Genomic DNA, 12906 nt, shown 5'->3' with positions numbered 1-12906 from the left:
TATCGGCTAGCAGGCCGCTAGCCTTTTATCGGAATGTTCTTAATAGGTAGCAGGAAACTGATATATAACAAGTAGCTAAGAGACAGCAAGCAACGACCATGCAGAGACCGCCATTAAATACCCGCCAATCAACATCAACACAATAAACACCAACTTTCTGAGTTGATCATTGGACAACGGCGGTGGGAAGCGCCGAGCAAACATAGTGACAAGCGCCACCAAAGGGACAGCAATAGCGGATAACCACAATATGCTCGGTTCCATGTCGCCTGCAGCGTAGATATTGACAGTACGGGACATCGACGTACAAGCGAAAACCATCAGCAGTGTGCTTCGCACCAGATCGAGCGTAAAAGGTTGTCGATAGAGATGATAAACAATCGGTGGACCTGCCATCCCAAACAACCCACCCGCTAACCCAGAGCTAAAGCCTGAGACAAGGAAAGATACCGTTACCGAGCGATCCTTTCTGGTTTTAGGTTTGAACATAAAACTCACACCTGCGAATAGCACCATCGCACCCAATAGTCCTCGGAGAATATGCGTTGCCGAATCGCTCAACTCGTCCAGCAAGAACACCCCCAACGACACACCGGGGATAATACCGATCACCAACACCACCAGTATCTTGAGTTCCCCAAGCAGTGGCTTACCCATCAACGCAACCAAGCAATTGAACAAGGTCACAATACTGACCACAGCGGCTATGACGGGTAAAGAAACCAGATTAAGGCTAACCGTCAAACCAATCACGATGATACCAAGCCCAAAACCCGTGACGGTTTGGAAATAAGTACCTACCGCGATGGTGGCAAGAATGGCGAGTAAAACAGGTAACTCCATTAGCTATCCTAATTAGGTTGTTTGTGGTTTGATTTGAATGTGAGTGTGAGTGCGAATTTGAGTACTAGATACTAAAGTGAGATGTTAATACCGGAACTCAAATGCCGACTCTTCTTTTTCTTCAACATTAGCTTCAGTATCAGCCTTAGAGCTAGACACTTTCCCTTTCTGCGCTTGTACTGCGGTCACCGCAATTACATTAAAGATATCCTCTGCGCTACACCCTCTGGATAAGTCATTGGCTGGCTGATTTAATCCTTGCAATAACGGGCCAATCGCGACCGCGCCACCTAATCTTTCTGCAAGTTTATAGCCTATGTTCCCCGCTTCTAAATTAGGGAATATCAACACATTCGACTGGCCTTTCACTTCTGAATCGGGTAGCTTTTTTGCGGCAATTTCAGTCACAATCGCGGCATCGAGTTGAACGTCCTGATCGACGGCGATTCCGGGACAGCGTTGCTTCACTAACTGAGCGGCATTGCGAACCTTATCGACCGATTCGTGTTTAGCGCTGCCGTTGGTAGAGAACGACAACATTGCGACTTTAGGTTCTTCCATCAGCAGCGTTTGAGCACTGTTTGATGCCGCCACTGCAATGGAGGCCAACTCGGTTTCATTGGGGTTAATCACCAAACCACAATCACTGAAAATCATGCCACCTTTAAGGTTATGGAAAGGTTCACACAACATCATCAGAAAGAAACTAGACACCAATTCACTGTCTGGCGCGGGACCGATAATCTGCAGCGCGGCTCGTACTACATCAGACGTGGTGTAAACCGCGCCATTGACTGTGCCGTCAACCAGCCCTTCTCGTACCATCAAGTTGGCAAAAATCAGTGGGTCTTTGACCTTCTCCAATGCACCTTCATAAGTCATACCTTTGGCTTTTCTTAGCTCATATAGCCGTTCAGCCAACACAGCTTTGAGTGAGGATACCTCAGGTGAAACAATGTGAATGCCGGCGAGATCAATCTGGTGCAACTGCGCCGCTTCGATAATCGCCTTTTCATCACCGACTAGAGTGATGTAAGCGAGCTGTTTATCTATCGCCAATCGCGCCGCTTTAAGTACACGAGGGTCTTCTGCTTCGCTTAAAATCACTCGCTTACGATCTAAGTGAGCCTTATCAATAATCCGTTCAATCGCCTTCATCTTAAATTCCATTTATTGATATAAATTGTTCCATAATTTATATTTATATTATTCAAATAATAAAAAAGGTCAAATTTTATTCAGATAATTGAAGATTTTTAATTTGGTATGTACACTCTTATACATAGACATATCGCAAGGATGAATCACCGTATGCAAACAGAAACACCACAAGTTCAAGGAGATACGCCCACGCTCCGACTTTTTGCACTATTAGAGGTGATAGCGCAAAAAGATGAGTTTATTTCTCTTCAAGGGCTCGTCGAAGAAACCGGACTACCGAAACCTACTCTGCACCGCATGCTGCAACAATTGGAAGCCGCGGGCATCATTCAAAGAGACGGTGACGAAAAGCATTACAGCTCTGGTATTCGACTCAGAAAGCTTGCTGAAAATCTGCTGTTCAATAGCACCATGCACAGCGCACGACGCACTGTTCTTGAAAACCTTCGAGCAGAAGTCGGCGAGAGCTGCAACCTAACGGCACTGTCGAGCGGTGAGATCATCTATCTGGATCGCGCAGAAACCGAAGCCCCGCTGCGATTCCATCTACAGCCAGGCTCTCGCGTACCCGTGCATTGCTCAGCCACAGGCAAACTGTTTTTGGCGCACATGTCGAAATCACAACGCAGAAGACTGATCGAAAGTGTGCCACTCACTCAATACACAGTCAAAACCATTACCGACTATTCGACGTTAGAGAAAGACATCGAAGAAGCGAAGATCCAAGGTTTTGCGATTGATGATGAAGAGTTCTTACCAGGGCTAGTCTGTATCGCCGTATTGATACCGTCTTCTACTGGCCAATCCAACCTTGGCTTAGCAATACAAGCTCCTGTGATTCGAGTAAAACCAGACGAAGCGATCAAGTTTCTGCCAGCTCTTCAAAAAGCAGCCAAAGCACTCGCGAAGATAGAGTCTGATAACTGGGGCTAATGAGAGAATTTATCTCAGAGAATGACCAAGATTAGCGAATCAACATCCATGCCCTTCGACCAATCAACATTTGGTCGAAGTCATTTGAACACTCACCAACCCGCACATAAGCAACACGTCTAAAGTAATCACAACAAAGGAATCACGATGCTAAACATTAAAAACCAGCACTTACTCTCTTTTATGGTGACAGAAACGAACAACGCAGTTGCAGTCACAAACCCAGCAACGGGTGAGCTTGTTGGGTATGCGCCAATCTCATCTGAGGCAGAGTTAGAGAGCGCTATTGAACGCGCTCATGTTGCGCAGAAAGAGTGGGCAAAAATTCCCGCTAAATCCCGTGCTGCATTGCTAAGTGGTTGGCATCAACTGATCCTTGAAAACACAAAAGATCTTGCTCGCCTAATAACGATTGAGCAAGGTAAGCCGTTAGCAGAAGCAACGGGCGAAGTGGTGTATGGCGCGAGCTTTATTGAATGGTTTGCAGAAGAAGCGAAGCGTACTTACGGTGATTCCATTCCTAGTACAGCCGCAGGTAAACGCTTGGTGACCATCAAGCAACCTATCGGAGTCGCATGCGCGATTACGCCATGGAACTTTCCGATTGCGATGATCACTCGTAAGGCCGCTCCTGCCCTTGCTGCTGGCTGTAGTTTTATTGTGAAGCCCTCAGACGAGACGCCCCTTTCTGCATTTGCTGTGGTTGAACTGGCTTATCAAGCAGGCATTCCTAAAGATCTACTTCAAGTGGTGCTAGGTGATAGCCCAGAACAGAGCGGCGAGCTTTTCACATCACACCCTCTGATCAAAAAAATCTCTTTTACTGGTTCTACCCGAGTCGGCAGTATCTTGATGGCTCAAGCTGCGAAAGACATTAAGCGCACCTCAATGGAACTGGGCGGCAATGCACCGTTTATCGTGTTTGACGATGCGGATATCGACGCGGCCGTTCAAGGCGCAATGGCTTCAAAATTCCGTAATGCAGGCCAAACCTGTGTTTGTGCGAACCGTTTCTACGTTCATAGCAAGGTGCATGACGAGTTTGTAGCAAAATTCGACCAAGCCGTTCAGCAGCTCAAAATTGGCAACGGCTTAGATGAAGGTGTCACTATTGGCCCCGTGATCAGTGAAAGAGCGAAACAAAACATTCAAGGTTTGATTAACCGCGCCATTGAACAAGGCGCCCAGCCTGTAACCCCAACTCAAGCGCTTAATGGCTTGTTCATTCAGCCTGTGGTTCTTAAAGATGTAAAACACAGCATGGACATCGTTCAACAAGAGATCTTTGGCCCAGTCGCGCCTGTGATGAAATTCGAGACCGATAAAGAACTTATCGAGATGGCCAATGATACCATTTACGGTTTGGCGTCTTACTTCTACAGCCAGAATATCCACCGTGTATGGCAGGTCGCAGAAGCACTTGAATACGGCATGGTTGGCATTAATGACGGCATGATCTCAACTGAGGTTGCACCTTTCGGTGGGGTTAAGCAGTCAGGTATTGGCCGTGAAGGCGCTAAAGAAGGCATCGATGAGTACATGGATATTAAGTATCTGTGCTTTGGTAGTAACTAGGTCTCGGAAGTAGTTAGGCTTGGTCGCAACTAAGCCTAACTCTAAAACATCAGCAAGCTTAAACATCGAATAGTCCGACTAACGTCTCTCTTCTGAGCTTCACCCTCCCCCCCCAATAAAAGCAAAAAAAGCCGCGCTAAGTTAGCGCGGCACCTTGGGCTCGGTTCAAATAGGGGTATTTCTTTTTTTATTATTTATTGTGCGGTTCCTTTCAGCTTCAGTCGCATCGCATGCAACACAGGCTCGGTGTAACCACTAGGTTGAGCGCAGCCTTCGAATACCAGTTGGCAAGCCGCTGAGAATGCAATGCTGTTTTCAAAATCTGGTGCCATATTGCGGTAGCTAGAATCGCCTGCATTCTGTCCATCAACCACTGCCGCCATACGTTTCATGGTTTTCATTACTTGGGCTTCATCGCAAATGCCGTGGCGTAACCAGTTAGCAATGTGTTGGCTAGAAATACGTAATGTCGCGCGGTCTTCCATTAGGCCTACATCGTTAATATCTGGCACTTTCGAACAACCGACTCCTTGGTCAATCCAACGAACTACGTAGCCAAGAATACCTTGAGTATTGTTGTCCAATTCATTTTGGATATCCTTCGCAGTCAGCTTTTGATTGCCGAGTAGCGGGATAGTCAGAATATCGTCAACGTTCGCTCTCACACGCTCGCGAAGCTCTTTCTGACGGCTAGGAACACTCACCTTGTGATAGTGCAAAGCATGCAAAGTCGCGGCAGTTGGAGAAGGAACCCAAGCGGTATTCGCGCCCGCTTGTGGGTGTCCGATTTTCGCATCCATCATCTTCGCCATATTGTCCGGCTCTGGCCACATACCTTTACCAATCTGGGCTTTACCTTGCAGGCCACAAGCCAAGCCAAGATCAACATTTTGATCTTCGTATGCGCCAATCCAAGTCATGGTTTTCAGCTGTGTTTTAGGCGCAAACGGCCCTGCTTCCATGCTGGTGTGAATCTCATCACCAGTTCGATCTAAGAAGCCTGTATTGATAAACACGACACGGTCTTTAGCCGCGCGGATACATTCTTTAAGGTTGACTGAAGTACGACGCTCTTCGTCCATGATGCCGACTTTGATCGTGAATCGGTCTAAGCCTAATGCATCTTCAATGCGACCAAACAGTTCATTGGTAAAGGCGACTTCTTCAGGGCCATGCATCTTAGGTTTAACAATATTGATGCTGTTCGCGGTCGAGTTTTGGTACGCGCTATTACCTTTTAAATCATGCATCGCAATTAGTGAAGTGATCATGCCATCCATAATGCCTTCAGGCACTTCATTGCCTTGAGCATCAATAATGGCGGGGTTGGTCATTAGATGGCCCACGTTGCGAATAAACAACATGCTGCGGCCTTTCAGCGAGATCTCGCCTCCCGTCACGCTGGTGTATTGGCGATCTGGGTTGAGGTTACGAACGATGGTTTTGCCGTTTTTCTCTAGCGACTCTTGTAAGTCACCTTTCATCAAACCTAACCAGTTACGGTAAGCCAATGCTTTGTCTTCACCATCAACCGCAGCTACTGAGTCTTCGCAATCCATAATCGTAGTTAGTGCCGATTCCACCAGCACATCTTTAATACCAGCTACATCAACGCTGCCAATTGGCGCGCTCGGGTCAATTTGAATTTCAATATGTAGGTTGTTGTGCTTAAGCAGAATGCTTGAAGGTGCACTTGCATCACCTTGGTAACCAATGAACTGGTTGCGATCAATGAGAGTGACTTCTTCGCCGTTATCTAAGGTCGCTGTCAATGTATTGCCAATGCTGACGTTACTGATGCTGTATTTGGTTACGTCTTTATGGGAGACACCGTTGAGAGGCGCTGCGTCATCAAGGAAACCTCGAGCGTAACTCACTACTTTAGCACCACGTACAGGGTTAAAGCTGCCCCCTTTTTCTGCACCATCATTTTCGCTGATGACATCAGTCCCGTAGAGCGCATCGTATAAACTGCCCCAACGCGCATTAGCCGCGTTAAGTGCAAAACGTGCATTCATAATAGGCACAACGAGCTGCGGGCCCGCTTGTGTTGCAATTTCAGGCTCAACACTTGCGGTGGTTACTTGAAAGTCTTCGCCCTCAGGGACTAAGTAGCCAATCTGCTGTAAGAATTGTTTGTACTCTGCCGCATCTAGCGTTTGTCCAGCACGCTCTTGGTGCCAAACGTCAATTTGATGTTGAAGATCGTCACGTTTAATAAGCAATGTGCGATTCTTTGGAGCCAAATCTTCAAGGATGGTTGCAAAAGATTGCCAAAAGTCTTCAGCGACAATGCCTGTTCCAGGAATGACCTGATCATTAATTAATTGGTAGAGGGTGCTATCAATGTTCAAGCTTCCCTGTTGAATACGACTGCTCATAAAATCTCTCTCAAGCTAACTGATGACTACTCAATATATTTACTTAACTGACTTAAATTTAAATAACTAGTTTAAACTTACTTAACGAGCGTAAATTTAGCTAATTTATGCCAGTTATACTGGGTATTCATATAGAAAATACCATACGAACTGTGTTATTCCGTCACGCCACTCTCTATTTCATTGGCGACACTTTTAATCAATCGACGCATCCACTGATGGTCAGGATTGGTTTGTAACAATGGACTCCACGCCATTTTCACCTCAAAGGGTTCAATCGCGAATGGTGCAGGTTTGATTAACAACCTAGTGTTATTACGCTGCAATTGCGCGGCTTTGGTTGGAATGGTCAGGATCAGATTCTTCTGTTGAGCGAAGAGAATCGCCGACAAATAGTGTCGTGTGAACACCGTGATATTACGTGTTTTACCAATACGCATTAATGCTTCATCAATCCATCCGAGCTTTTGTGCTTCGCTTGGGTTGATCCCTACCCCCGTTCCCATGCCCGTCTTACTTACCCAGATATGTTGCGCCTTTAGATAAGACAAAATATCGAAGTTGTCGGCTATCGGGTTATCACAACTAAATAAGCAAGAGAACCCGTCGTGCCAAAGGCTCATCTGGTGGAACGACTGTGGAATGTCATCAAAACGGTTGATGATAATATCAACAGTGCCTTGCTCCACATCCTGATAACTCACGTCACTTGGCGTCATGATATCCAATCGTATTTTCGGTGCTATCCCGCTCAACTTTTTCAATAGCGGCTGAATAATGGTCGACTCAGCATAGTCACTCGCCATGATACGAAACACACGCTCACTGTCTTCTGCATTAAACTCCGTGGTTGGCTGTAATGTCTTTTCTACATTCGCCAAAATGTTTCGAATCAGGGGCTGCAGTTTATGTGCTCGCTCGGTCGGTATCATCCCTTCACTTGTTCTCACCAATAGAGGATCTTCAAACAGATCGCGCAATCGACGCAGGCCATTACTCATGGCTGGCTGAGTTATTCCTAATTGATTTGCAGCTCGAGTTACGTTTCTTTCACGTAGCAACATGTCTAAATACACAAGTAAATTAAGGTCTATACGAGCAATATTCATAAGAAAAATACCGAATATAATAACTATAAATTAACAAAATTATCACATACATGATTATTCTTTGTCCATGGTTAGATTTAATCCAAATCGAATGACCTCGCCAAATTGGCCAACATGTCCACGTGAAACTAAGGAATAGTTATGTCGCAAATTACACAAGATATCGAAAAGATTGAAGTTGCAAAAAGCGCTGCTGGTGCTCCATGGGATGCAATCAACCCTGAATCTGCAGCTCGTATGCGAGCTCAAAACAAATTCAAAACAGGTCTGGATATTGCGCAATACACGGCAGATATTATGCGTGCAGACATGGCGGCTTACGACGAAGATAGCTCTCAATACACTCAGTCACTGGGTTGCTGGCATGGTTTCATCGGCCAACAAAAGCTGATTTCAATTAAGAAGCACTTTGATGGCAAGACAGACCGTCGTTACCTATACCTTTCAGGCTGGATGGTTGCAGCACTTCGCTCTGACTTCGGTCCACTTCCAGACCAATCTATGCATGAGAAAACGTCAGTTGCTGGCCTAGTAGAAGAGCTATACACCTTCCTACGCCAAGCAGATGCTCGTGAGCTAGGTGGCTTATTCCGTCAACTAGATGCGGCACGTGAAGCGGGTGATGTTAATCAACAAGACCTTATCCAAGATAAAATCGACAACCACGTAACACACGTAGTTCCGATCATTGCAGATATCGATGCAGGTTTCGGTAACGCAGAAGCGACTTACTTAATGGCTAAGCAGATGATTGAAGCAGGTGCATGTTGTCTACAAATCGAAAACCAAGTAGCCGATGAGAAGCAATGTGGTCACCAAGACGGTAAAGTAACGGTTCCTCACGCTGACTTCCACGCAAAACTTCGCGCACTTCGTTACGCTTTCCTTGAACTAGGCATCGACAACGGCGTTATTGTTGCTCGTACCGATTCACAAGGTGCTGGTCTAACAAAAGAAATCGCAGTAGTGAAAGAACCTGGCGACCAAGGTGATATCTACAACTCATACCTAGATGTTGAAGAAATCGATGTTGCAGATATGGCTGAAGGTGATGTTTGCTTCAACCGCGACGGCAAGCTAGTTCGTCCTAAACGTCTGCCTTCAGGCTTATACCAATTCCGCGAAGGTACAGGTGAAGACCGCTGTGTATTCGACTGTATTGAAGCAATCAACGCGGGTGCTGACCTACTTTGGATTGAGACTGAAAAACCACACATAGGTCAAATCAAAGAGATGATGGATGGCGTACGTGAAGTTCACCCTAACGCTAAGCTGGTATACAACAACTCTCCATCATTCAACTGGACGCTAAACTTCCGTCAACAAGCATACGATGCGTTGGTAGCAGAAGGTAAAGATGTATCAGCATACGACCGTGCAAGCCTAATGAGCGCGGAATACGATGAAACTGAACTGTCTGCAAGCGCTGACGAGAAGATTCGTACATTCCAAGCAGACGCATCTCGCGAAGCGGGTATCTTCCACCACTTGATTACTCTACCGACTTACCACACAGCAGCATTGTCTACCGACAACCTTGCAAAAGAGTACTTCGGTGACCAAGGCATGCTAGGCTACGTTGCTAACGTTCAACGTAAAGAGATTCGCCAAGGTATCGCATGTGTTAAACACCAAAACATGTCTGGTTCAGACATGGGTGATGACCACAAAGAGTACTTTGCGGGTGAAAATGCACTAAAAGCAGCGGGTGAAGCGAATACGTCTAATCAGTTTGATTAATCGTTAACAGCGTTTCCCCTCTAAAATCTCCCCTTCCCTTTTCCCTGTTAGGTGCAGGGAGGGAGGAGGTTTTGGGATGAAGCTTGTACTGCCGGCTTCATCTCAAAGCCTCAGATTTGTGCTCCACACCACTGTGACCCTGAAAAATTCCGTTTAAACTGATCACATTCCTGTTTGTTGATTTTCCTATTTATTGATATGCCTATTTATTGAGAGTGCCTATGACTTCAATACCGACACACCTACAAGATGCTAAAACACTGCTGTCAGAAAATGGTTTCGCTACTGGTGATACTTGGTATCACGGCACATCTTCAGCCTTGCTCGCTTCAATCCAAGGCCAAGGGCTGAAACGCTCAGGAGACAAAGCACTCAATGAAGCCGCGTCAAAAACCATGGCAACGATTGGCAATAACTACACAGAATCCGTTGAGCCAATCTTCTTAACTCAGAGCAAAGAACTTGCCTACTACTGGGCTCAGCAAACTATTCGCGAGCGCAGCACTCGTTTTGAGGGTGAAGAGCGCCCTATCGTATTAGCGGTAAATTTAACGGACAAACAACGTGCCAAAGTAAGACCGGACGTTGGCGCAATGAGCCTATTAATGATGAGTGTTGGCGAACAATTCATGGCTCACTTAACTGGGATCTATCAAGAGAACAACATCGCAGGCCCAGACATCGAACTGCGCACTGCGGATCGTATGGACTATCTCAATAAGCTTGGAATGGCCTACATTGATGAAGACATCAGCCGTGCTTGTGTGCAAGAGCTGTCAGAGCCGGAACTGACCAGTTAATCAGGTTCATTACGTAAGTACTATTCAGAATAAAAAAGGGCTCCTAATCTAGGAGCCCTTTTTAAGTGTGACGTAATTTACATGCTTGTTAATCAATGGACTAGTTGATCAAGGGGCACAAGCGACCTTGTTGCGCAGCTTGCGTCATTGTCATCTCACCTTGCAACGAACGATATACAATGGTGTTCCAAACTTCGCCATTATCCATCTCAAAATCGATAGCATAGTTCAAACCACTCACAACCTGAGTTCGAACACTCAAGATTTTCTCAAGCTTCGCAGCGGTATTCATTTCTCCCAGAACCACATCTAAAGCTTGCTTTGCTTCTGGCGTAATATCACTTTGTGACCAACCACCTGTCAGGTTTTTAGTACTACAGATCGGATTCGCTTTCTCTTGCGGTTGAGCAGGAACATCAGATTCCTGACTGCATCCAGCTAACGCAGCGACACTAAACACGGTTGCTAATCCAAGTAATGATGTTAATCGTACTTTTTTCATGAATCCTCTCTAAATCGTTCATTCAGTCATTTACGAGAGATTACTCGTAATAATGTTTTATATGCAGGCAAGCTTAGACCTTCAATGTCATTACTTCATCAGAGATTATGGTGTAACTACTCTATAAATACAGAGCACTGTCAGAAAACAAATCAGGACACTGCTGCCCGGCTTTTTACCCGCCCATTTAATTGACATTTAGATCATTTAGATTGGGTGACGTTTTCGTTAGTACTATTTAGAGACACACAACACTCATTAGTTCATTATATATTTGGCTCGCCATCTGACTCCTTGCAATTAGCAGCGTGAATGAGATTGTGTGTAATTTATTCGCTTGGTTCAGAAAGTACATATTTACGGTTAATTTATAAACTTAAAAGATTATTCATGGAATGAATAAACAGAGCCCCATTCATAAGCAAGACACATAAGTGATTGAGAGGGCTCTAATTTAGGAGTTCATTAATTAACTCGTACATGACTAACCCATATTGTTAAGGGTAAGCACAAGTAGTAAACTTGCACTCAACTTATGCAACTTGTTTTTAAAAACAATAGACACAATTAGAGTTACGATTGTTCACCAAAGTAACTTATATCAAGTACTTACTATAAATCCGTGTCGAGTTGACTGGTGCAAATAAAATAATTATATAAATAGGCTAAGTTCACACCATGAAATTAACGTCGTCTTTAGACTCACTGTTGGCTAGCAGTCTGTCTATCGAAAAGAAACAACAAGCGCTGATCGAGCTCATGATCAGCTCTTATCAGCCACAAGAACGTACCATTCTTTTCCAAACCGTCACAGACTATCGTAGACGACTGTTGGCATCGTTCTTCCCAGAACATCAACACAAAAGCCTCTCCGTTTTATTTGAATTGATGGACTATCGCGATCTTATTCAACGCTATCCAAGTACCTTATCGACAGAGATGGCACTGTTAGAGGCAGCCGCAGGCCAGTGTTACATGCATTGGTTAGACTTTTGGTGTGAATGTGAAATTGCAGCCATCAAAGCAAAATCACCGCTGGGCGTAAGTGCGCCCTCTCACACTGAACTCCCTATCAAAGATAGTGCTTACTATGGTGCAATCATTGAACAGATTGAAGATGATCCGCTTATGGTGCAAACGCCCTGTCATCCTCAAGGAATGCCAATTAGTGATGCCATCGCTTTAAGTAACCTTGAAGTGTTCATCAAGGGTGAGAAATGGTTTGAAATGCTGCCTCTACTGTACCTTTCACAAACTGGTAAGCACTTTATTCTACTCAAACACCCAACTGATGAAGCCTTTCCTACTCTGGTATCTTCGGCGCTGATTCAAGATTGGTCAAAGAATGAAACGTGGTTAAGCTATGCGCCACCGTTCAGTAATGAGCAATGGCAATACTGTTTGCCCGAGCATGGTTACGACGAGCTCGCTGGGTTGCAGCTTTTCACTCCATCGACACTGTCAAAATGTTACTCTCTCCCAGAATTCGATAATCAATTCCAGTTACAATTGTCCGATACACAAGCCATCTGTGAAGTGTTGCGTCTGACCGTAAGTGGTAATACTCGACAAAAGCTCTATTTCCTCTATCTTGCTCAAAAAGAGATACTTAGTTTACTTTATCAAACAGGCTATAAAGTTGGCTTCACCATTATAGACCAACCTTTAATATTCGATTTCTACAAATCTATCGGGCCAAAAGCATATTTACTACTAGGGTTTTGTGACTTAAACGAAACTAACTTACAGACTTACCGCGGGCTATGGTGTATAGAACTGATGCTTAAAGCATTCAGCCACGTCAATTTTTATGACTATAGACGCTGTCTTCGTGAAAATAAAAACACAGCATGGTAAATAAT

10 protein-coding genes are annotated in these 12906 nt (G+C 45.0%); 5 read left to right on the top strand and 5 right to left on the bottom strand.

The genetic code is table 11. The features are described 5' to 3' along the window. Window positions 1-75 precede the first annotated feature (75 nt). The gene (locus ACMAZD_RS20225) at window positions 76-843 is read right to left on the bottom strand and encodes a TSUP family transporter (RefSeq protein WP_435250341.1); all 768 of its coding nucleotides are present in this window, start codon (window positions 841-843) and stop codon (window positions 76-78) included. 84 nt (window positions 844-927) lie between these two features. Beyond that, window positions 928-2001: a phosphate acetyltransferase gene (gene pta / locus ACMAZD_RS20220; protein WP_435250340.1), complete on the bottom strand. Its 1074-nt coding sequence runs from the start codon at window positions 1999-2001 to the stop codon at window positions 928-930. A 153-nt stretch (window positions 2002-2154) separates the two neighbouring features. On the opposite strand from pta, the gene ACMAZD_RS20215 reads away from it, so the two are divergent. Together ACMAZD_RS20215 and ACMAZD_RS20210 are read left to right on the top strand one after the other, a co-directional pair. Next, a complete protein-coding gene (locus ACMAZD_RS20215) occupies window positions 2155-2937 on the top strand; it encodes an IclR family transcriptional regulator (RefSeq protein ID WP_435250339.1) in 783 nt (260 codons plus the stop codon). A gap of 147 nt (window positions 2938-3084) precedes the next feature. Further along, on the top strand, window positions 3085-4512 hold the full coding sequence (locus ACMAZD_RS20210) for an NAD-dependent succinate-semialdehyde dehydrogenase (protein ID WP_435250338.1): 1428 nt from the start codon (window positions 3085-3087) through the stop codon (window positions 4510-4512). A gap of 194 nt (window positions 4513-4706) precedes the next feature. On the opposite strand, the gene ACMAZD_RS20205 is transcribed toward ACMAZD_RS20210, so the two are convergent. Next, entirely contained in the window at window positions 4707-6893 is a 2187-nt protein-coding gene (locus tag ACMAZD_RS20205; protein ID WP_435250337.1) for a malate synthase G, read from the bottom strand. 155 nt (window positions 6894-7048) lie between these two features. Next, window positions 7049-8002, bottom strand: a complete 954-nt coding sequence (locus tag ACMAZD_RS20200; protein ID WP_435250336.1) for a LysR family transcriptional regulator — start codon at window positions 8000-8002, stop codon at window positions 7049-7051. Between the two features lie 141 nt (window positions 8003-8143). Here ACMAZD_RS20200 and ACMAZD_RS20195 point away from each other — a divergent pair, with 141 nt between their 5' ends. Both ACMAZD_RS20195 and ACMAZD_RS20190 read left to right on the top strand, forming a co-directional pair. Continuing rightward, window positions 8144-9742: an isocitrate lyase gene (locus tag ACMAZD_RS20195; protein ID WP_435250335.1), complete on the top strand. Its 1599-nt coding sequence runs from the start codon at window positions 8144-8146 to the stop codon at window positions 9740-9742. 221 nt (window positions 9743-9963) lie between these two features. Continuing rightward, the gene (locus ACMAZD_RS20190) at window positions 9964-10542 is read left to right on the top strand and encodes a hypothetical protein (protein WP_435250334.1); all 579 of its coding nucleotides are present in this window, start codon (window positions 9964-9966) and stop codon (window positions 10540-10542) included. A 100-nt stretch (window positions 10543-10642) separates the two neighbouring features. Here the strand turns inward: ACMAZD_RS20190 and ACMAZD_RS20185 are convergent, their stop codons facing one another. Next, window positions 10643-11044, bottom strand: a complete 402-nt coding sequence (locus tag ACMAZD_RS20185; RefSeq protein ID WP_435250333.1) for a cystatin family protein — start codon at window positions 11042-11044, stop codon at window positions 10643-10645. 678 nt (window positions 11045-11722) lie between these two features. Between ACMAZD_RS20185 and ACMAZD_RS20180 the strand changes: the two genes are divergently transcribed. Then, on the top strand, window positions 11723-12901 hold the full coding sequence (locus ACMAZD_RS20180) for an acyl-homoserine-lactone synthase (RefSeq protein ID WP_435250332.1): 1179 nt from the start codon (window positions 11723-11725) through the stop codon (window positions 12899-12901). Window positions 12902-12906 lie beyond the last annotated feature (5 nt).

Source organism: Vibrio sp. nBUS_14, assembly GCF_051201655.1.
Lineage (GTDB): Bacteria > Pseudomonadota > Gammaproteobacteria > Enterobacterales > Vibrionaceae > Vibrio.
The sequence above is the reverse complement of the archived record's forward strand: the minus strand, read 5'-3'. Positions and strand labels throughout refer to the sequence as shown.

What these genes read in the sequence shown, in the direction of transcription:
- ACMAZD_RS20225 (WP_435250341.1), bottom strand. Translation starts at nt 843, where the DNA reads ATGGAGTTACCTGTTTTACTCGCCATTCTTGCCACCATCGCGGTAGGT.
- pta (WP_435250340.1), bottom strand. Translation starts at nt 2,001, where the DNA reads ATGAAGGCGATTGAACGGATTATTGATAAGGCTCACTTAGATCGTAAG.
- ACMAZD_RS20215 (WP_435250339.1), top strand. Translation starts at nt 2,155, where the DNA reads ATGCAAACAGAAACACCACAAGTTCAAGGAGATACGCCCACGCTCCGA.
- ACMAZD_RS20210 (WP_435250338.1), top strand. Translation starts at nt 3,085, where the DNA reads ATGCTAAACATTAAAAACCAGCACTTACTCTCTTTTATGGTGACAGAA.
- ACMAZD_RS20205 (WP_435250337.1), bottom strand. Translation starts at nt 6,893, where the DNA reads ATGAGCAGTCGTATTCAACAGGGAAGCTTGAACATTGATAGCACCCTC.
- ACMAZD_RS20200 (WP_435250336.1), bottom strand. Translation starts at nt 8,002, where the DNA reads ATGAATATTGCTCGTATAGACCTTAATTTACTTGTGTATTTAGACATG.
- ACMAZD_RS20195 (WP_435250335.1), top strand. Translation starts at nt 8,144, where the DNA reads ATGTCGCAAATTACACAAGATATCGAAAAGATTGAAGTTGCAAAAAGC.
- ACMAZD_RS20190 (WP_435250334.1), top strand. Translation starts at nt 9,964, where the DNA reads ATGACTTCAATACCGACACACCTACAAGATGCTAAAACACTGCTGTCA.
- ACMAZD_RS20185 (WP_435250333.1), bottom strand. Translation starts at nt 11,044, where the DNA reads ATGAAAAAAGTACGATTAACATCATTACTTGGATTAGCAACCGTGTTT.
- ACMAZD_RS20180 (WP_435250332.1), top strand. Translation starts at nt 11,723, where the DNA reads ATGAAATTAACGTCGTCTTTAGACTCACTGTTGGCTAGCAGTCTGTCT.